Below are 18,455 nucleotides of genomic sequence, written 5' to 3'. Positions count from 1 at the left end.
AAAAACAGGGGAAATTGAAGAATAGAAAGCCGATTTTACAGACTAAAGTGCAAAAAACGGCAAAATTGACAAATATAACGGAGAATCATGGACTACGAAACAACACGGAAGGGACATTTTTAGGACGAAAAAAGCGAACTTTCCCAGCGTTGAGATTTTTCGATACTCAAAAATTTTTAAAAAACAAACCAAAAAGATTGACAAAAACTCAAAATTACAGTATTATTAGGCAATGAGAAGAGTTTCTGCTCCCAAGGGAACAGAGTACGCGAAACACCGCCTAGTTCTACTAGGTGGTGTTTTTGTATATAAGGAACATATATGAAACCATTTCAAACATTAGATGAACAAATAAAACTTCTCCAGTCTAGAGGTTTAGAAATAGATAACATAGAAGAATGTAAAAGATACCTTCTAACTAACAACTATTACAACGTCGTCAACGGATATAGTAAGTTTTTTCAAACATCAAAAGATAAATTTATAACTGGTGCAGACTTTAGAGAAATAGCTGCAACACACTTTTACGATAAAGAAATTAAATCAGCTTTTTTAAAAGCAATTATAGATGCAGAAAAACACTTTAAATCCGTACTGGCATATCGTTTTTCAGAAGCATATCCAACACCATACGCTTATCTAGATATTAATAATTTTGAAACACAAAAAGATACAAAAAGGCTAGCACAAATTACTAATTTAATCAGTATATTAGCTAGAATACTCAATGATTATAATAGGGATAAGCAAAACAATTCTATAAAGCACCACTATAAACAACATGGCGTTGTTCCTTTCTGGGTTATCATCAATGAACTTACATTAGGGCAAGCATTTAACTTTTATAGAAATCTAAACACTGATATAAAAAATCAGATAGCTAGAGATTTATCACCATTCTTACAAGAAAATATTGAATACATCCAAAATAGACCTAGTAAAGACCTTTTAAGTGGAAAGGCTTTAGAAAGTATTATTAAAAATATACTAGAAATTAGAAATATCACTGCTCATAATAATAAGCTTTTCAATTATAAATGTCGTGAGAATCTTCCACAATTAGCTTATTTCCACTATTACAATAACAATGCCAATACATCAAGACAATCTGTATATTATGTTTTTCTTGCCTTACAATGCCTACTTGCTTCCACACAATACGCTCAATTACATAACACTATTATTAAAAGAACCAAAGCTCTAAATAAAAAAGCGCACTCCATTGAAGCCGGCATTGTATTGGACACACTTGGATTTCCGAATAATTGGTATAATATCACTGACACATTAAGATAAAACTACTTGTAATATATGGACTTTTCCCAAACCCCATATAAGCCACATATCCGCCTTGTTTCATATTCTGGTACAATTTACCGTCTGACTGCTTAAAATCGAAAATAAGGGGAGGTTCGTAGCTCCTCGCATGGTATAAACTCAAAACCTTTTCTAATTGCTTGCCTGCTGATGGAAAAGGAGTAAAACCATGAAAATTACAGAATACAAAAAGAAAGATGGATCAGTAGTTTACCGTTCCAGCGTTTATCTTGGTATCGATACCGTAACAGGTAAGAAAGTCAAGACAACTATTTCAGACAGAACCAAGAACAGACTCAAAAGCAAGGCTATCCAAGCCAAGGTAGAGTTTGAAAAAAACGGCTCAACAGTCACAAAAACCGTTAATGTTACCACCTATCAGGAATTGACGAAACTCTGGCTAGAAAATTATTGCCATACAGTCAAACATAGCACCCTTATAGGGGCAAAAAACAACATAAAAAAGTATCTCCTACCAGCCTTTGGAGACTACAAGTTGGATAAGCTGACACCCCCAATCATTCAGCACCAGGTAAACCAGTGGGCAATAGATTACAATCAACTAGGAAAAGGTTATCAGCAATATAACCAGCTCCATGCCTTAAATAAACGCATATTATCCTATGCCGTTTCCTTGCAAGTCATTGCTTCAAATCCAGCTAGTGATATCATCGTCCCACGTCGCAAACCCAAAGAAGGGAAAAAACTGAAATATCTGGATGACGACAATTTAAAAAAATTCTTAGATTATCTGGATCAGTTGCCAAACACTTATAAAAATTTCTCCGATACGGTGTTATATAAGACACTTCTAGCGACTGGTTTGCGTATTCGTGAGTGTCTAGCCTTGAAATGGTCTGATATTGACCTACAAAACGGTAACATTTCAGTTACCAAGACTTTAAACACCCTCAAGGAAATCACTAGCCCTAAAAGTAAAAGTAGTATTAGAGAAATAGCTCTGGATACCAAAACGGTACTCATGCTTCGGCTCTATAAAGCAAGACAATCCCAAATAGGTAGGGAAATAGGGGTAACTTTTGAAAAAGTGTTCTCTGATACCTTTGACAATTATAGAGAAGCTGGAGCGCTCAGATTCAGACTAGAAAAGCATTTAAAACTGGCTGGATGTCCTCATTTAAGTTTCCACGCTTTTCGACACACCCACGCTAGTCTATTGCTCAATGCAGGACTTCCTTACAAAGAAATCCAAACACGGCTAGGCCATGCAAAACTTTCTATGACTATGGACATCTATAGCCACCTATCCAAAGACAATAAGAAAAAGGCGACTTCCTTTTATGAAAAAGCCATTGAGAATTTACAAAGTTCCTAAAAAGTTCTTAAAATTCATCATTAAGGGACAAAAAACGGCTATATCAAGGGGTTTCAGCTTTTTCTCACATTTTGAGTTATAATAGAACTATGAAAATCACAAAACTTGAAAAGAAAAAAAGACTCTATCTGATGGAGCTTGATAATGACGACAAATGCTATATTACTGAAGATACAATTGTGCGTTTTATGCTATCGAGAGATAAGGTGATAAGCGAAGAGGAATTGAAAGAGATTCAGGACTTTGCTCAATTTTCTTATGGTAAGAATCTAGCCCTCTACCATCTATCCTTTAAAGCACGCACTGAAAAAGAAGTCAGAGAATATCTGAAAAAATACGATATTGATGAAAACATCGTTTCTCAAGTCATTGCTAATCTTAAAGAAGATAGGTGGATTAATGATAGCCAGTACGCTTATGCTATCATCAATGCCAATCAACTTTCAGGAGACAAGGGACCTTATGTACTGACTCAGAAACTAGCACAAAGGGGGATTTTAAAATCTACTATAGAAGAAACCTTGAAAGAATTTGATTTTTTGGAAGTTGCTCAACGTATAGCTAATAAACTATTGAAAAAATATGAAGGAAAACTTCCAGCTCGTGCCTTGCAAGATAAGATTATCCAGAATCTGACCAACAAGGGTTTCTCATACTCTGATGCTAAAAGTGCCTTTGACGAATTGGATAGCCAAGTAGACGAAGAAACGACTCAGGAACTTATCTTCAAGGAACTTGACAAGCAATATGCCAAGTATGCTCGAAAGTATGAAGGATACGAACTTAAACAGCGTTTAACTCAAGTTTTAGCACGAAAAGGCTACGATTTTTCGGATATAGCAAGCGCTCTCAGAGAATATCTTTAATATTTTCATGTAAAATTCACAGATTTTAGGCAATTTTATGGTACAATAGTAAACGATAAACTTACAAATTGTAGAAAGTTGGTTAGTTATGAAGCTTCCAAAAGAAGGCGACTTTATTACAATTCAAAGTTATAAGCATGACGGGAGTCTCCACCGAACTTGGCGGGACACCATGGTACTAAAAACAACAGAAAACGCCATTATTGGTGTCAACGATCATACACTGGTTACCGAAAGTGATGGTCGTCGTTGGGTCACTCGAGAACCGGCTATTGTTTACTTTCACAAGAAATATTGGTTTAATATCATTGCCATGATTCGCGATAATGGAATTTCCTACTATTGCAATATGGCTAGCCCCTACTATCTGGATGAAGAAGCACTTAAGTATATTGATTACGATTTGGATGTTAAAATTTTTACAGATGGAGAGAAACGTCTCTTGGACGTTGAGGAGTATGAGCGTCACAAACGCAAAATGAATTATTCTGATGATTTGGACTATATTTTAAAAGAACATGTCAAAATTCTTGTTGATTGGATTAACAATGGACGAGGTCCTTTCTCAGAAGCCTATGTAAACATTTGGTACAAGCGCTATGTAGAACTAAAGAATCGGTAAAGTTGTCAAACTAGGGTGAGAGCCCTGGTTTTTTTATTTTAAAAACCCAGTTTTTCAGCTGGGTTGGTCTCTATATATCTAATTTCGTAACAGTAAATTTGATGTGGGAATAGTCTTTTTCAACATCCTTATCCAGCAAGAACGCTGTGGCATCCTTCTTAACTTGAACCAGGTCAATATTCTGGGCTTGGGCTGCATAGACGCATCCACAATAACATTGACGGTAGATGTCATACTCTTCACACATCTCTACTGAACGTTTGTAGCCTTGATTTTTCTTGAAATCACTTGGAAGATAGTGGGTTGTGTAAATTTTTTGCACATCGATTCCGATGCTGTTAATGGTTTGAGAATTCTTATGAGGACTGATGGTCAAGGCTGAGCCAAAGTAGTCAAATCCCAAGTCCATAGCCACTTGAGCTGTCTTATCCAGGCGGTAGTCAAAGCAAACCTTGCAACGGTCGCCACCTTCTGGCTCTTCTTCCAGTCCTCTGACTAACTTGCGGTATTCATTGGGTTCGTAGGGAGCTTCTAGGTACTGAACGTTATTGCCAGTTCGCTCATTGAAATCACTGACAAATTTTTGGGTGACGTAAGCCCGCTTGTGGTATTCTGCCTTGGGATGGATATTAGAATTGGCAAAATAAATGGTCACGTCTGCATACTTAGTCAAATATTCTAGGGTATAGGTACTACAAGGGGCACAGCAAACATGCATAAGAATAGTTGGCCGCTGCTCATTTTTCTCCCATACTTGTACCATTTTCTGCATGACACGGTCATAATTAATCTTTTGATTGGGGTTCATCTTGCTCAGAATCTCTTCTACATCGATCATGTTCTTCTCCTTTTTCTAGTCTTATTTTATCATATAAGTTAGGAGAGCTCAAATCAATTTAGAAGTGAATAGCATAAAAAGGAGGAATAGCTATTCCCTCCTTTTGTGTTTTTTATAAGTTGTTTTCTATAGAAAACTTACATCATGCCGCCCATCATGCTTGGATCCATTGCTGGAGCCGGAGCTGCTGGTTCTGGTTTATTGGCTACGACTGCTTCTGTTGTCAAAATCAAGCTGGCTACAGATGCTGCATTTTGTAGGGCTGAACGACTCACTTTAACTGGGTCGATAATTCCCTCTTCAATCATGTTAACCCACTCGCCAGTTGCTGCGTTGAAGCCTGTACCAAGCTCAGCATTTTTCAAACGATCGATAACGATTGAACCTTCAAATCCTGCATTGTGGGCGATTTGACGAACAGGTTCTTCCAAGGCACGTAGAACAATATTGCGTCCTGTCGCTTCATCTCCTGTCAATTCCAAATTAGCCACGGCTGGAATCACATTCACAAGTGCTGTTCCACCACCTGCAACGATTCCTTCTTCAACAGCTGCACGAGTAGCGTTAAGGGCATCTTCGATGCGAAGTTTCATTTCTTTCAACTCAGTTTCAGTTGCGGCTCCGACCTTAATAACCGCTACACCACCTGACAATTTAGCCAAGCGTTCTTGTAATTTTTCACGGTCAAATTCAGAAGTTGTAGTTTCGATTTGAGACTTGATAACTGCAACACGATGAGAAATCGCTTCAGGATTTCCCGCACCTTCTACGATAACCGTGCTATCTTTGTCCACAGTTACTCTCGCTGCTTGACCAAGGGCTTCAATGGTCGCGTCTTTCAACTCAAGACCAAGATCTTCTGTGATAACTGTTCCACCTGTCAAGATGGCGATATCTTCGAGCATGGCTTTACGACGATCACCAAAACCAGGTGCCTTAACTGCTACTACGTTGAAGGTTCCACGAATCTTGTTCAAAACAAGAGTTGGAAGGGCTTCGCCATCCACATCATCCGCAATAATCAAGAGTGGACGATTGCTTTGGAGAATACTTTCTAGGAGTGGCAAGATTTCTTGGATATTTGAAATCTTCTTATCAGTAATCAAAATGTATGGATTTTCAAGGTCAGCCACCATTTTCTCGCTATCTGTCACCATGTACTGTGAAAGATAACCGCGGTCGAACTGCATTCCTTCCACAACTTCAAGTTCTGTTTCCATACCACGTGACTCTTCGATAGTGATAACTCCATCTTTGCCAACTTTTTCCATGGCTTCAGAAATATACTCACCTACTTTTTCAGAACGAGAAGAGACGGCAGCAACCTGAGCGATGGCTTCTTTGTTGGCAACAGGGATAGCGTTGTTTTTCAAGGCTTCTACTGCAGCGACAACTGCTGTTTCAATCCCACGACGGATACCGATTGGATTGGCACCTGCTGTGACGTTTTTGATTCCTTCGCGGACGATAGCTTGAGTCAAAACAGTTGCAGTTGTAGTCCCGTCACCTGCGATATCATTGGTTTTTGAAGCTACTTCTGATACCAATTTGGCACCCATATTTTCAAAATGGTCTTCCAATTCGATTTCTTTGGCAATGGTCACACCATCATTGGTAATCAAGGGTGAACCGAATGACTTTTCAAGAACGACATTACGACCTTTTGGTCCCAAGGTTACTTTAACAGTGTCTGCAAGGATATCGACACCACGGACCATAGCTGAACGGGCATCAGATGAAAATTTAATTTCTTTTGACATACTTACTTTCTCCTTCTATTCTTCAATGATTGCCAAGATGTTCGCTTCGCCTACGATGATATACTTTTCATCACCATCTTTGACATCAAGACCTGCGTGGGCTTCAACCAAGACACGGTCTCCAGCTTTAACACTTGGAGCAACTAAGTCACCGTTCAAGGTACGAACACCTTGTCCAGTAGCCACAACTTGAGCTGTTTTCGTTTCTTCTTGGGCTGATTTTGCGAGGACAAAGCCTCCAACAGTTTGTTCTTTTTCTTCAATTTTCAAGACCACACGGTCTCCTAATGGTTTCAACATCTGATTTCCTCCATAATGAGATAGATAGTATTAGCACTCTTTATACCTGAGTGCTAAATCATAGTTCTATTGTATCACTTGGTCAGAAATAGTCAAGAAAAAAGTCCGACTTTCTGAGGATGAATAGATAAATTTCTTTATCCTAATTTTGCACTTTAATAATGTAGAATTTTAACGAACATGATTTATGGAATTAGCATTTTCGTTAATTCTTTTATAAAAATACCGAAACTCTAAATCCTTATATTACGCATATATAAAAAACAACGATTATAAACCGTTGCTTTTTTACATACTATTAATATTTCAATCCTGGATTGAAAAATCCTAAGGCTACTCCTACAAGTGCAATAACTACCAATAATAGCATCACCCAATTTGGAGAAACTTTCTTTTTAGCCATCAGCCACCAACATAGAACGATAAAACCTGCTGTTAAAAGACCTGGATAAACACCATCAATCTTTTCTTGTAAGTTTAAAAATGTTTCTCCATCTCCATTTTTCAGCTCTAGCGCCGTAGTGACAGATACCCAAGTTGCTGCAACAGCTCCTATGACCATACCACCAACAACACTAATTGATTTTCTTAGCGCCTGACCTTTAGGACCTACTAAAAATTCTACTGCTTTATCTCCAAGTTCATATCCTTTAAAATAAGCAAAACGCATTCCAAGATAGACTAATAGATTCCATGCAATAATATAGAATATTGCACCAGAAATATTTCCTCCTTTAGAAAGACCTAGAGCTATCCCCAAAAGAACAGGAATTAATGTTCCTACAATAAGTGAATCTCCAATACCTGCAATAGGTCCCATTAGACCAGCTCGCATTCCATTGATGGTTTCACTATCTACGGCATCTCCATTTGCACGCGCTTCTTCCAAACCAGCTGTTATCCCAACTACTAGAGAACCCAACTGTGGCTCAGTATTAAAGAATGCTGTGTATGTTTGCATAGCTTCTTTTTGTTCTTCCTTAGTATCATACATTTCTTCTACAATTGGAAGCATAGAAGTTAAATATCCAAAAGTTTGCATATGTTCTTGAGAAAAACATGTCAGATGTCCATAGAACCAGTGGTGAAATGATTTTGTCAATGTTTTTCTTGATATTTTTTTTCGACTCATTCTAAATATCCTCCTCTTCATCAAATCCCATATCACTGACAACTGCTGTCGTACGGGCAGATTTAATAACTTCTAATTCATAATAAATTACTGCAAAAATTAATGACACAACACCACTTGCTACTAAGTTCAAGCCTAAAGATTTTGCTAACGTGAACCCGACAAAGAAAGGAATAAAGTCTGTTGCTTTTGTAACAATTTGTTTCAAAAGTATTGCAATACCCACACATGGAAGGAGTGCTCCTACAGTAAATAGAGACTTCATTACAAAACCATCCATCGGAAGATATAATTTCATAAGATCAACCATATCTGGTCCAAATTTTGTAATAATCATTGTTGGTAAGAAAGAAAAGATAAAATGTGAAATCCAAGGATATACCCAATCAACAGCATATAACTTCTTAAAATCACCTTTCTCTACAGCTTTCCATCCAATGTGTTGCCAAAGCAAATTCATAGTAGCTGTACCATAGAATAAAACAGTTCCAATTGTTCCAACCGCGGCTCCAATTGGCGCTGCTGCTGCTGCAATCGCTACTTCACCTGAAATATTATTTGCATGAACAAATAGGATAGATAACGGAATTCCGATATAAGAAATTGCCCGTACATCGGCAGATACAGTTCCACCAGGTGTCACTAAGGCAATATATAATACCTGTAAAGCCACACCAACGATTACCCCTGTTGTTATATCTCCTAATATTAAACCTACAATTAAACCACCAACTAATGGACGCCCCAAAGTATAGTTACCAATACTGGATCCCCCCATACCTGGCATCGATGCTAAACTTGCAAACAATCCTAAAAGAGCTGCTTGAATCCAAGAAATTTCCATCATTTTGTCTCCTTATTTCATTATTAAAATCCAAATTTTGATTTAAAATCACTCCAATATCCAATAGATACATCTGGTAATAATTGGAATCTAACTTTATATCCTGCTTTTTCAATTGCTTCTAGTGCAACTGCTTCCTCTTGAGTAATTGATTGATTATTTCCCAACTTGATAGCACCTGGTCTATCGTTAGCAGGTCCTACAATAATCTCTTTAACATCTCCTGGAATAAATCCCTGGTCTACTAAAATTTCTTTCATATCAATTGGATTCTTAGTAATCAAAAAATATCTACTATCTGATTCTGTTACTTTAGATGATTTTTCTTTAAACGCTTCCTTTGTCCAAACAAATGTTTTTTTATCTGACGCGCCTTTATATGCCTGAATTAAAACCTTATTAGATGCAGCAGCATCATTTACTGCAATTAATCCATCACATGGATGTTCTTTTGCCCATCTAGTGACTGTTTGTCCATGAATCATTCTATCGTCAATTCGTACAAATGTTACTACCATAATTTTTTATCCCTTTCCTGATATAGCTAAATATCGTCTTCTTCATTAAGATTATCATCCGATCCGACTTCAAATTCTTGTAGAGCTGATGATGATTCGTTTAATATTGTAGAAACAAGTTCACTACCAGTCAGAATGTCTTTCATCACCACTGCTGTAAGTGCCATTGTTAAGTTCATACCTCCCAAAATAGTTGCATTCTCTAATTTTCCAAATTCTTCTAATACTGTTGCAACAGTTGTTAAAGGACTTCCCCCAACAATATCTGCTAAAACAAGAACCGAATCATTTTCATCCAGAGACGCAATAACATTCTTGACCTCTACAGAAAAACCTGCAAGACTTTCTCCATCTTTTAAGCCAATCGCTATGACATCATCTACCTTATCCGAAGCAAACATAGAAAGAGATGATTTCAATCCCTCTGCGAGTCCTCCATGACTGACTAATATCAAATACTTCATATTTCCCTCCTTTTATTGATTTCATTCTATCATCCTTATCTTCACTTTATAATTGTTAAATGTCACAAAAGTTTATTGATAAATGTCAATAAAAAAATGACAAATGTCAATAAAGACATCTGCCATGTTCTTATTATTTAAGAAATAATAATCTTGATATCTATTTAAGGGTTCCTATATCTAGTTCTTTTTGTAACTTAATAAGACTACCTTCAATATCCGTGTTATTTTCATCCATAGATAATGCTTCTAATCTTTCTTCTATTCCAACCAATGATTTTGAATCTATTCCTTTTGAAATAGTTGTAATTGAATTTTTCATTATATAATCCAATGAAGTAGTCGTTAAGGCATTTTGACCAATCATTCCTTTCTTCATCAACTCTTCACTTTTCAAACTAGTTACTACCTCTGGTAATACTGAGCTTCCTTGACCCTTATTAAATAAATTTTGTTGAATTTCACGATTAATTGTTAAAAATTCTATAAATGATACGGCAAGGTTTGAATTGCGAGCACGCGAAGAAACCACGTATAAGGAAGTATCTGTTACAGTCGAACGAATGTCTTCCTTAGTCGTTGGCAACGAAATACATGTCCAGTTAAAATTTGTATATTTGGCCACATGATAAGGAAAAGGTTTATATGTACGATATTGTGCCAAACTCATTGGATAAAAGGCCACATGTCCTTCATCAAAATCTTTATAGGTTACTTTGTAGCGTCCGTTTAATTGATTCAATCCTCTTATATAGGATAAAGCATCCTTCATTTCTGACGAATCTATACGAGGAATCCCACTCTCAGAAATAGTAACACCAAAGGCTGCTAGAGATTCTTTCCAACTATATCCTGTTATCCCAAATTGATCAACGATTCCATCTCCATCGGTATCTTTTGTAACTTTTTTACTAATCTCATAGAGATCTTTCTGTGTCCATCCTACTTTAGGAATTTCAATCCCTTCTTTTAAAAGTAAATCTTGATTTACACACATCAACATGGGATTACTTTCATATGGAAGACCGTATAAAGCATCTCCATATTTTGCTGCCTGCAAAGATACATCATAGAAATTAGAGGCATCTTCTTGAGACAGATAGGAATTTAGGTTTTTTAAAATACCTTTTGATGCAAATAAAGATAATTGATCGCTTGATAATAGAAATACATCCGGTTCAGAACCTTTTAAAATTTGACTTGAAATCCAATTAGAATACTCTTCCTTAGGAATACCTGAATCATATACAATTTTAACCCCTGGATGAAGCTCTTCAAATTTCTTAATAGCCTCATCTAGTACATAGCTGTTATTCCCTGTAGGAATTCCCCAACTAGAATCAGAATAAAAACCCAGTCTAATAATCTTTATCTGCTTGTTTTCCCAAATAAGAAATAAACTCAAGCAACTTAGCACAAACAGTATCGCTAGAAACAATTGCTTTACTTTCATTTATCCATTTCCTTCGAAAAATTCTTTTGTGTCACACCTGTTTGTACAGCCCATATGGCTAACTGTGTCCTATCTCTCAAATTTAGTTTTGAAAGAATGATAGAAAGGTAATTGCGCACTGTTCCCTCGGATAAAAAAAGATTACTGGCAATTTCCTTGTTTGATTCTCCAAATGCCACTTGCTGAATAATTTTCCATTCTGTCAGTGATATATTTTCAATATTCTCTTCCTTCACAGTAATAGAAAAATTGGTCTGTGCCATCTGCGAGAACAATTGAAATACCTTACTAGCTATATTAGGATTAATCATAGCTCCGCCTTTATACACTGTCTGAATGGCTTGATATAACTCGTCTGTTGAAACTCCTTTTAATAAATAGCCAGATGCACCATATTTTAAAGCACTAAAAATAAATTCGTCGTCATCAAATGTTGTTAAGATTATAATTTTTATATTCGGAAAACGTTTTTTGATTTCTTTTGTAGCCAATACTCCGTCCATTCTGGGCATTCTAATATCCATTAAAATTATATCCGGTTTTACAGTCATAATGTTATCCATAGCTTCGATACCATCACCAACAACAGATACAACATCAATATCAGCATATACTGATAAAATAATCTGCAAAGACTCTCTAATTAATGCCTGATCATCTGCAATCATTACTTTTATCATATACTTCACCTCCTATTTTTGGAAAAACTATTTTAGTGTAAAATCCTTCCCTATTTTCAAAATGAATAGAACCACCTAAAATAGAAACTCGCTCTCTCATTTGTTTCAAGCCATACCCAATTTGTAAGTCGTCAAAACCTATTCCATTATCGTGCAAAACTATTATGTTGTTATCCTCACTCATAAAGTGAATGCTCATTTTACTAGCATGTCCGTGACGAACAGAATTTGTCATAGATTCTTGTATAATCCTAAAAATAGTATCTTCCTGTATAACATCTAAATCAATATTTCCCCATTCATATTTTAGATCAACAGAGAGTTTAGATAGAGACTCATACTCACTAATCATTAATATTAGAGCATCTTTTAAACCATTATTTTGCAAAGCTCCTGGTCTTAGTCTATGTAATGATCCCCTAACATCTTTTATCCCCTCTCTAACTGCATTTGAAACATTTTTTAACTGTTCTTTAGCACGGATAGGATGAACATCAATTAGTACAGAAACAGCATCAATCCCTGCTGAAATTCCTGTCAACGCATGCCCTAGAGTATCATGAATTTCCCGAGCAATTCTTTTCCTTTCTCGATCTTCAGCGATTTTCTCTGATAACGATATGTAATGATTCAATTCAGTGTTGACTCTAGATAACATTTTAAGCTCTTCCTCAATATTATGATGTTCTTTAATCACGTATAGGATATAAGACAATAAAGAGATGATGAAAATAATAACATTTAATGATGTCAATGCATTTTCTAAAAATAACACTACACCTCGTATGGAAGATGGATAAAATTGGATATAAGTAGCTAGAGATGGAACTTTTATAAATAGTGACAAGATTTCATAGTCTGTTAAAAGTAATATTAAAAAACTCAAGAAAATAAAAATAATCCAAGAACGTTTACTATCAGAGTCTTGAAACTCTCTTGAACTATAGAATATATCAGCAAAAACTAATAATATTATTCCATTGTATGATAGATTTTGTGACCATATAACACCAATCATTAATACTATTTCAAACAAATTCCATTTTGAAAAAATTGGCCATTTTTTCTCAGTTGAATACATTTTATAGGTAGATATAAAAATAATACCGACGAAAAAAATAATTGAATACCAAAAAATCTGGTCAGGTGATTTTGAAATATTGTTTAATTCTCCCAATAAGAGTATCATCTGTCCCTTTGAAATTACATAGTTTGTAATCTGTATATACAAAGCTCCATTGTATATAATGGTTAGAAAATTAATTAATAAAAGCAAAATTATAGAATACTGGACACCTTTTACCTGTTTCATTACTGCCACCCATTAATATCAAACTGAATTATATTATTTTTATCAACAAATTGTACAGGTATAGTATATAATTCTTCAACTTCTTCTTTTTTTACTAATAAATCTATTGTTTCCGATACTTTTCTACCCATATGAGATGGAAATTGAGCAACCGTTCCCGTAACTTCATCTGTTGTAGCTAATAAATGCTTCATATCTGGTGAACCATCTATTCCGTAAATAAGTTTTTTTGAAGTTACTTTCAATTCTTTAATTGCTGCTAAAGCTCCTATAGCTGCTCTATCATTTAAAGCCACTATAGCATCAAATTGTAAATCTTCAGATAACGCATCACCTACAGTAGTCATAGCATACTCTGTTTGACCAACCGTTTCTCTTTCTGAGATAATTTGATAATGTTCTTCTGATTTTATTGTATCCAAAAAACCAGTTATTCTCTGATTAGCTGATAAAGCATCTTTGTGCGTTAACAAAAGAATATGAGCATTTGAGGTACGTTTCATCAAATCCTTGGCAATTAATATCCCAGCATGGTAATTATCAGAAACTATGCTCGTATCAACTTTTATATTATTCAACTGACTATCTACTGCTATAACTCTAATTCCAAAATTCTTTGCCCTACTTAACGCTTCCACAATTTGCTCGCTATCACTCTTAACCGGATTAATAACAATAACATTCACTCGCTTCTCTATAAACTCATCAATTTGTTTACTCTGTTTTTCTTCACTCATCTCTGCATCCCGAGTATACAATATCTGACCTTCTGAATCAGAATAGCGTTGAATCTCATTATGTAAATGTCTATAAAATTCACTATTCATCGTCATATAAGTCGCTCCAACTTTTATTTGTCCCGGAATAGGATCTGTCTGACTCACATGAGTATAAATCGCAAAAACAAATACGACTACTGTACAAAATATAATTTTGACGATTGTTCTTGTATATTCTCTACTCATTCCAACCTCCAAAAAGTTTCAACTAGTTCATTGTAACACATTTAGACAGTATAAAAAAGCCTGAGACTAACTCAGACTTTTCAATGTTTAAAATGGCAATTCTTCCTCTTCCAAAACCAAATCCGCCAAATCTTGTCCTGCATTATTTTCACGCATGGCACGTTGGGCACGACTTTCCAATAGTTGGAATCCAGTAACAAGTACTTCGGTCACATAATTCATTTGACCATTTTTCTCAAAGCGACGGGTACGAAGTTCTCCATCCACAGAGATAAGACTACCTTTAGTTGCGTAGCTTGCCAATGTTTCTGCTAGTCTCCCCCATAGGACCATATTAACAAAATCAGCTTCGCGCTCCCCATTTTGGTCTTTGTAACGACGGTTCACAGCGATAGTTGCTCGCGCTACTGACTTGTCATTGTTGGTTTTGTGCAATTCTGGTGTAGACGTCAAACGCCCAATCAAGATAACTTTATTATACATATTTTTTCCTCCTACTTATCTATTCGTAGGAAATCAAAAAAAGTTACAGAAATTTGTAACTTTTCGAGGAAATTTTTTACTTTTTATGAACCATGAAACCTGTCGCCTGTTGATTGGCCATAATGGTCATATCTGTAATCTGAACACGACGAGGTTGACTGGTCGCATAGACTACTGTGTCTGCAATATCCTGAGCTTGCAAGGCTTCGATTCCTTGGTAAACGGACGCAGCTCGTTCTTTATCACCATGAAAACGCACTGTAGAAAAATCTGTTTCGACAATTCCAGGCTGAATGGTGGTCACCTTGATATCTGTTGAAATGGTATCAATTCGCAGTCCATCTGAAAAGGTCTTAACCGCTGCCTTGGTAGCTGAGTAAACAGCGGCACCAGCATAGGCGTAGATTCCTGCGGTTGACCCCATATTGATAATATGACCTTGATTGGATTTTACCATTGCTGGCAAGAAACAACGAGTGACTGCCATTAAACCTTTGACATTGGTATCCAGCATGGTCAACATATCCAACTCTTCATAGTCCTGATAGGGTGCTAAACCTAGAGCTAGTCCGGCGTTATTGACCAAGATGTCAATCTGCCCTATCGTTTCTAGAATATCGGAGCAGACCGTCTTTACCATGTCCATATCCGTTACATCTAATGAAAAGGTCCAAACTGTTTGACTAGGAAAAGTTTTTGCAAACTCTGACTTGAGGGCTTCTAGTCTGTCTATCCGTCGTCCAGTTAGAACGACATTCTCACCCTGCTCCAGATAAGCACGCGCAATCGCTTCACCGATTCCTGATGTCGCTCCTGTAATCACTACATTTTTTGCCATCTTATTTCCTTCTATCTGGTCTATCAGATACTAACAACATCTTAGGCAGTCCAGTGCTTAACTGGGTCGAATGGTGTTCCGACAACTTGGTCTTCTGATAACTCAATAACACCACGTTTTTGCGGAGCATTTGGGAGGTGCAATTCACGAGGGCTACACATCATGCCAAAACTCTTTTCACCTCGAAGCTCGCCTGGAAAAATGAGGTTACCTTTTGGCATCATGGCACCTGGAAGAGCGACAATGGTTTTCAGACCGACACGCGCATTTGGAGCACCTGCAACAATTTGTACTGTCTTGTCACTTGCGACTGCAACTTGGCAGATATTGAGGTGGTCACTATCTGGATGAGCTACCATCTCGACAATTTCACCCACAACAAACTTAGGTTCTTTGTCATTGATAATTTCTTCTGTAAAACCTGCCACCTGCAATTCTTGGTTCAAACGAGCGACTTGCTCATCTGATAAAAAGACTTGACCGCGCTCTGCAATTTCAAATAAACTCGAAACTTCGAAAATATTCCAAGCTACTGTTTCTCCATTATCTTTGAGGAAAACACGAGCTACCTTGCCTTTACGCTCCACGTCCAGTTTGGCATCTCCGCTATTTTTCACGATGACCATAAGGACATCACCGACATGTTCTTTATTATATGTAAAAATCATTATTTCTCTTTTCTCCTATTTCAGTCCTGCTAAAAAGTCATTGATTTGTTCCTTGCTTTTACGGTCACGATTGACAAAACGACCGATTTCCTTGTCCTTTTCTAGAACAACAAGGCTAGGAATTCCGTATACATCCCAGAGTTTAGCTAGATCCATGTACTGGTCTCGGTCCACTCGAATAAAGGTGAACTCTGGATTGATCTCCTCAATTTCTGGCAAGGCAGGATAGATATAACGGCAATCGCCACACCAGTCTGCCACAAAAAGAAAGACCTTCTTGCCATCTTTTTCTACTAATGATGCTAATTCTTCTAAACTTGCTGGTTGTATCATAAGACTTCCTCCTCATAGACTAGGTCTTCATTTTCATAGACAAAGGTATAATGACGGCCATCCTCAAAAATGACGCCACCAACCAAGCTCTCTAGACTGCTTTCATAGACTTGAACATAGAGGGTCGCAATTTCCCCCATGTCTGAAAAATGGTCTCGCACAATCGCTGTCAACTCTTCCTGAGTCTTCATGAGCTTACGGTCATCTGCAACTTTTTTCGTAGCAAGGGCAAGGCTCCCAATACCAAGCAGAGCCAAGCCTGCCATCCACATTTTTTTAGCTTTCATACCATTCATTTTAACACAAAAAAAGCTTTAGGACAAATGAGGAAGCAACAGAAAAGCAAGTAAAAAGCCTCTTCCTTTAAGGAAAAGGACTTCTTATACTCAATGAAAATCAAAGAGCAAACTAGGAAGCTAGCCGCAGGTTGCTCAAAGCACTGCTTTGAGGTTGTAGATAGAACTGACGAAGTCAGCTCAAAACAGCGTTTTGAGGTTGTGGATAAAGCTGACGTGGTTTGAAGAGATTTTCGAAGAGTATTATTCTTATTGCCAAGCACCTGAGTTGTCAACGTAGTAACCATCAGGTGTGTAGGTATTGCGAAGCATCTTACCTGATGAAGCTAGATAGTACCACTTGCCATTATCTTTGACCCAACCATTCGCAATCATGGCACCAGAAGAACTTACATAATACCATTCTCCCTTGTCATAAATCCAAGCGCTTGCTTTCATAGCTCCTGAAGTTGATAAATAGTACCACTTGCCTTGGTCGTAAAACCAGTCACTAGCAATCATGGCTCCTGATGATTTAAAGGCATACCAGTTACCACCTTGATAGAGCCAAGTTTGATTGAACATGACTCCTTTATCATTCATAAAGTACCAAGTTCCCTTGTCCTTAACCCAAGCGTTCTGCACTAATTGGCCTTGTTGTTGATAGTACCAGTTTTGATTTGATTTTAGCCAGCTTTCTGCTTTTACAATCGGATAAAGTTCTCGGAAGGCTCCTCCCCCCTTGTAGGAATGACTGATAGATTTTAGTTTTTCAAGTTTCAACTCGCCATTGCCATAGTCTGCCCAAGCAAAGACTTTTTGACCATTGACAGTCTCTGGTAAAGTAGCAGTGTAAGTCTTGGTTTGATAATCCCATTTAGCATCGAGGTAAGTGTATTGATCATTTGATTCTTCAATACGATAGTAACCTCTCTTTCCACTATCATTATGGATGTCATCCACAACTTTCGTTGACCAGGTCTTTACTTCATTTCCGCTCTTGGCTTCTACCTTGATATCTCCTCTATAGCCATATGGAACATAGAAATTCAGGTAACGCCCCTCTACGCCCATCATAGACTTGTCCTTTTCTTGGCCTAGAAAATTGACTGTCTGATCTTGACCATTGAGACTAACTGTCCACTCGATTTTCTCGGTTTTTGGCAAATCCAAGACTTTGATATCCACTTCATGACCATTGTTAAACCGAAGAATCTTGCCATCTTGATACTGTACTCCACACTTAACAACCCATTCTTCTTTAAGCTCAAATGCCTGCCCTGAATGTGGAAAAGCCAGTAAAGCTAGACCAGCTAGAGACAAACCAAATAATGTGATTTTTTTCATCGTAGATCCTCCTTAGGATTTTTTATGTTAATTATATCACTATGTTTTTATTTTGCAACTCATATCCTAAATATACAAGCAAAAAACCTCTGAGATTCTTCTCA

At 36.9% G+C, this 18,455-nt stretch carries 21 protein-coding genes; 4 read left to right on the top strand and 17 right to left on the bottom strand.

The features are described 5' to 3' along the window. Positions 1-321 precede the first annotated feature (321 nt). The 4 genes from NMM17_RS06015 to NMM17_RS06000 all read left to right on the top strand — a co-directional run bounded on the left by NMM17_RS06015 (position 322) and on the right by NMM17_RS06000 (position 4,141). A complete protein-coding gene (locus NMM17_RS06015; RefSeq protein ID WP_000802143.1) occupies positions 322-1,296 on the top strand; it encodes an Abi family protein in 975 nt (324 codons plus the stop codon). A gap of 190 nt (positions 1,297-1,486) precedes the next feature. Continuing rightward, a complete protein-coding gene (locus NMM17_RS06010; RefSeq protein WP_000704673.1) occupies positions 1,487-2,653 on the top strand; it encodes a site-specific integrase in 1,167 nt (388 codons plus the stop codon). Positions 2,654-2,742: 89 nt separating this feature from the next. Further along, positions 2,743-3,519: a recombination regulator RecX gene (gene recX / locus NMM17_RS06005; protein ID WP_000705081.1), complete on the top strand. Its 777-nt coding sequence runs from the start codon at positions 2,743-2,745 to the stop codon at positions 3,517-3,519. Between the two features lie 88 nt (positions 3,520-3,607). Then, a complete protein-coding gene (locus NMM17_RS06000) occupies positions 3,608-4,141 on the top strand; it encodes a DUF402 domain-containing protein (protein ID WP_000775316.1) in 534 nt (177 codons plus the stop codon). A gap of 70 nt (positions 4,142-4,211) precedes the next feature. Here the strand turns inward: NMM17_RS06000 and NMM17_RS05995 are convergent, their stop codons facing one another. The 17 genes from NMM17_RS05995 to NMM17_RS05915 form a co-directional block, all read right to left on the bottom strand. Then, entirely contained in the window at positions 4,212-4,979 is a 768-nt protein-coding gene (locus NMM17_RS05995) for an epoxyqueuosine reductase QueH (RefSeq protein ID WP_000567576.1), read from the bottom strand. A 137-nt stretch (positions 4,980-5,116) separates the two neighbouring features. Then, positions 5,117-6,739 (bottom strand): chaperonin GroEL, encoded by a 1,623-nt coding sequence (groL, locus tag NMM17_RS05990; protein WP_254754038.1) that lies wholly within the window; start codon positions 6,737-6,739, stop codon positions 5,117-5,119. 15 nt (positions 6,740-6,754) lie between these two features. Then, positions 6,755-7,039, bottom strand: a complete 285-nt coding sequence (gene groES, locus NMM17_RS05985; protein WP_254754037.1) for a co-chaperone GroES — start codon at positions 7,037-7,039, stop codon at positions 6,755-6,757. Between the two features lie 298 nt (positions 7,040-7,337). After that, positions 7,338-8,192: a PTS system mannose/fructose/sorbose family transporter subunit IID gene (locus NMM17_RS05980; RefSeq protein ID WP_033683132.1), complete on the bottom strand. Its 855-nt coding sequence runs from the start codon at positions 8,190-8,192 to the stop codon at positions 7,338-7,340. Next, a complete protein-coding gene (locus NMM17_RS05975; protein ID WP_254754040.1) occupies positions 8,173-9,015 on the bottom strand; it encodes a PTS sugar transporter subunit IIC in 843 nt (280 codons plus the stop codon). Before NMM17_RS05975 ends, NMM17_RS05980 begins: the two co-directional genes overlap by 20 nt. Positions 9,016-9,038: 23 nt before the next feature. Further along, positions 9,039-9,533 (bottom strand): PTS sugar transporter subunit IIB, encoded by a 495-nt coding sequence (locus NMM17_RS05970; RefSeq protein ID WP_020903146.1) that lies wholly within the window; start codon positions 9,531-9,533, stop codon positions 9,039-9,041. Positions 9,534-9,559: 26 nt separating this feature from the next. Next, positions 9,560-9,997: a PTS sugar transporter subunit IIA gene (locus NMM17_RS05965; protein ID WP_020903145.1), complete on the bottom strand. Its 438-nt coding sequence runs from the start codon at positions 9,995-9,997 to the stop codon at positions 9,560-9,562. 160 nt (positions 9,998-10,157) lie between these two features. Beyond that, a complete protein-coding gene (locus NMM17_RS05960; RefSeq protein WP_254754036.1) occupies positions 10,158-11,450 on the bottom strand; it encodes an ABC transporter substrate-binding protein in 1,293 nt (430 codons plus the stop codon). Then, positions 11,447-12,130 carry a response regulator transcription factor gene (locus NMM17_RS05955; RefSeq protein WP_033683129.1) on the bottom strand — a complete coding sequence of 228 codons (684 nt, stop codon included), beginning with the start codon at positions 12,128-12,130 and terminating at the stop codon, positions 11,447-11,449. The genes NMM17_RS05960 and NMM17_RS05955 overlap by 4 nt, the downstream gene beginning before the upstream one ends. Next, positions 12,105-13,442 (bottom strand): sensor histidine kinase, encoded by a 1,338-nt coding sequence (locus NMM17_RS05950; RefSeq protein WP_254754035.1) that lies wholly within the window; start codon positions 13,440-13,442, stop codon positions 12,105-12,107. The genes NMM17_RS05955 and NMM17_RS05950 overlap by 26 nt, the downstream gene beginning before the upstream one ends. Beyond that, a complete protein-coding gene (locus NMM17_RS05945; RefSeq protein WP_254754034.1) occupies positions 13,442-14,407 on the bottom strand; it encodes a substrate-binding domain-containing protein in 966 nt (321 codons plus the stop codon). The genes NMM17_RS05950 and NMM17_RS05945 overlap by 1 nt, the downstream gene beginning before the upstream one ends. Positions 14,408-14,494: 87 nt before the next feature. Next, positions 14,495-14,890, bottom strand: a complete 396-nt coding sequence (locus NMM17_RS05940) for a single-stranded DNA-binding protein (protein ID WP_000282442.1) — start codon at positions 14,888-14,890, stop codon at positions 14,495-14,497. A 76-nt stretch (positions 14,891-14,966) separates the two neighbouring features. After that, positions 14,967-15,728, bottom strand: coding sequence for an SDR family NAD(P)-dependent oxidoreductase (locus NMM17_RS05935; RefSeq protein ID WP_254754033.1), 762 nt, complete (start codon positions 15,726-15,728; stop codon positions 14,967-14,969). Positions 15,729-15,769: 41 nt separating this feature from the next. After that, complete coding sequence (gene ytpR / locus NMM17_RS05930) at positions 15,770-16,396, bottom strand: YtpR family tRNA-binding protein (protein ID WP_254754032.1); 627 nt, start codon at positions 16,394-16,396, stop codon at positions 15,770-15,772. 15 nt (positions 16,397-16,411) lie between these two features. Further along, a complete protein-coding gene (locus NMM17_RS05925; RefSeq protein ID WP_254754031.1) occupies positions 16,412-16,729 on the bottom strand; it encodes a thioredoxin family protein in 318 nt (105 codons plus the stop codon). Next, entirely contained in the window at positions 16,726-17,025 is a 300-nt protein-coding gene (locus NMM17_RS05920; protein WP_001013971.1) for a DUF4651 domain-containing protein, read from the bottom strand. The genes NMM17_RS05925 and NMM17_RS05920 overlap by 4 nt, the downstream gene beginning before the upstream one ends. 249 nt (positions 17,026-17,274) lie before the next feature. Next, entirely contained in the window at positions 17,275-18,351 is a 1,077-nt protein-coding gene (locus tag NMM17_RS05915; RefSeq protein WP_254754030.1) for an N-acetylmuramoyl-L-alanine amidase family protein, read from the bottom strand. Positions 18,352-18,455 lie beyond the last annotated feature (104 nt).

This window comes from Streptococcus sp. CF7_Ac1-12 (genome assembly GCF_024295905.1).
Classification (GTDB): domain Bacteria; phylum Bacillota; class Bacilli; order Lactobacillales; family Streptococcaceae; genus Streptococcus; species Streptococcus mitis_AP.
This window is presented reverse-complemented; position numbering and strand designations above follow the sequence as displayed.

What these genes read in the sequence shown, in the direction of transcription:
- NMM17_RS06015 (WP_000802143.1), top strand. Translation starts at nt 322, where the DNA reads ATGAAACCATTTCAAACATTAGATGAACAAATAAAACTTCTCCAGTCT.
- NMM17_RS06010 (WP_000704673.1), top strand. Translation starts at nt 1,487, where the DNA reads ATGAAAATTACAGAATACAAAAAGAAAGATGGATCAGTAGTTTACCGT.
- recX (WP_000705081.1), top strand. Translation starts at nt 2,743, where the DNA reads ATGAAAATCACAAAACTTGAAAAGAAAAAAAGACTCTATCTGATGGAG.
- NMM17_RS06000 (WP_000775316.1), top strand. Translation starts at nt 3,608, where the DNA reads ATGAAGCTTCCAAAAGAAGGCGACTTTATTACAATTCAAAGTTATAAG.
- NMM17_RS05995 (WP_000567576.1), bottom strand. Translation starts at nt 4,979, where the DNA reads ATGATCGATGTAGAAGAGATTCTGAGCAAGATGAACCCCAATCAAAAG.
- groL (WP_254754038.1), bottom strand. Translation starts at nt 6,739, where the DNA reads ATGTCAAAAGAAATTAAATTTTCATCTGATGCCCGTTCAGCTATGGTC.
- groES (WP_254754037.1), bottom strand. Translation starts at nt 7,039, where the DNA reads ATGTTGAAACCATTAGGAGACCGTGTGGTCTTGAAAATTGAAGAAAAA.
- NMM17_RS05980 (WP_033683132.1), bottom strand. Translation starts at nt 8,192, where the DNA reads ATGAAGAGGAGGATATTTAGAATGAGTCGAAAAAAAATATCAAGAAAA.
- NMM17_RS05975 (WP_254754040.1), bottom strand. Translation starts at nt 9,015, where the DNA reads ATGGAAATTTCTTGGATTCAAGCAGCTCTTTTAGGATTGTTTGCAAGT.
- NMM17_RS05970 (WP_020903146.1), bottom strand. Translation starts at nt 9,533, where the DNA reads ATGGTAGTAACATTTGTACGAATTGACGATAGAATGATTCATGGACAA.
- NMM17_RS05965 (WP_020903145.1), bottom strand. Translation starts at nt 9,997, where the DNA reads ATGAAGTATTTGATATTAGTCAGTCATGGAGGACTCGCAGAGGGATTG.
- NMM17_RS05960 (WP_254754036.1), bottom strand. Translation starts at nt 11,450, where the DNA reads ATGAAAGTAAAGCAATTGTTTCTAGCGATACTGTTTGTGCTAAGTTGC.
- NMM17_RS05955 (WP_033683129.1), bottom strand. Translation starts at nt 12,130, where the DNA reads ATGATAAAAGTAATGATTGCAGATGATCAGGCATTAATTAGAGAGTCT.
- NMM17_RS05950 (WP_254754035.1), bottom strand. Translation starts at nt 13,442, where the DNA reads ATGAAACAGGTAAAAGGTGTCCAGTATTCTATAATTTTGCTTTTATTA.
- NMM17_RS05945 (WP_254754034.1), bottom strand. Translation starts at nt 14,407, where the DNA reads ATGAGTAGAGAATATACAAGAACAATCGTCAAAATTATATTTTGTACA.
- NMM17_RS05940 (WP_000282442.1), bottom strand. Translation starts at nt 14,890, where the DNA reads ATGTATAATAAAGTTATCTTGATTGGGCGTTTGACGTCTACACCAGAA.
- NMM17_RS05935 (WP_254754033.1), bottom strand. Translation starts at nt 15,728, where the DNA reads ATGGCAAAAAATGTAGTGATTACAGGAGCGACATCAGGAATCGGTGAA.
- ytpR (WP_254754032.1), bottom strand. Translation starts at nt 16,396, where the DNA reads ATGATTTTTACATATAATAAAGAACATGTCGGTGATGTCCTTATGGTC.
- NMM17_RS05925 (WP_254754031.1), bottom strand. Translation starts at nt 16,729, where the DNA reads ATGATACAACCAGCAAGTTTAGAAGAATTAGCATCATTAGTAGAAAAA.
- NMM17_RS05920 (WP_001013971.1), bottom strand. Translation starts at nt 17,025, where the DNA reads ATGAATGGTATGAAAGCTAAAAAAATGTGGATGGCAGGCTTGGCTCTG.
- NMM17_RS05915 (WP_254754030.1), bottom strand. Translation starts at nt 18,351, where the DNA reads ATGAAAAAAATCACATTATTTGGTTTGTCTCTAGCTGGTCTAGCTTTA.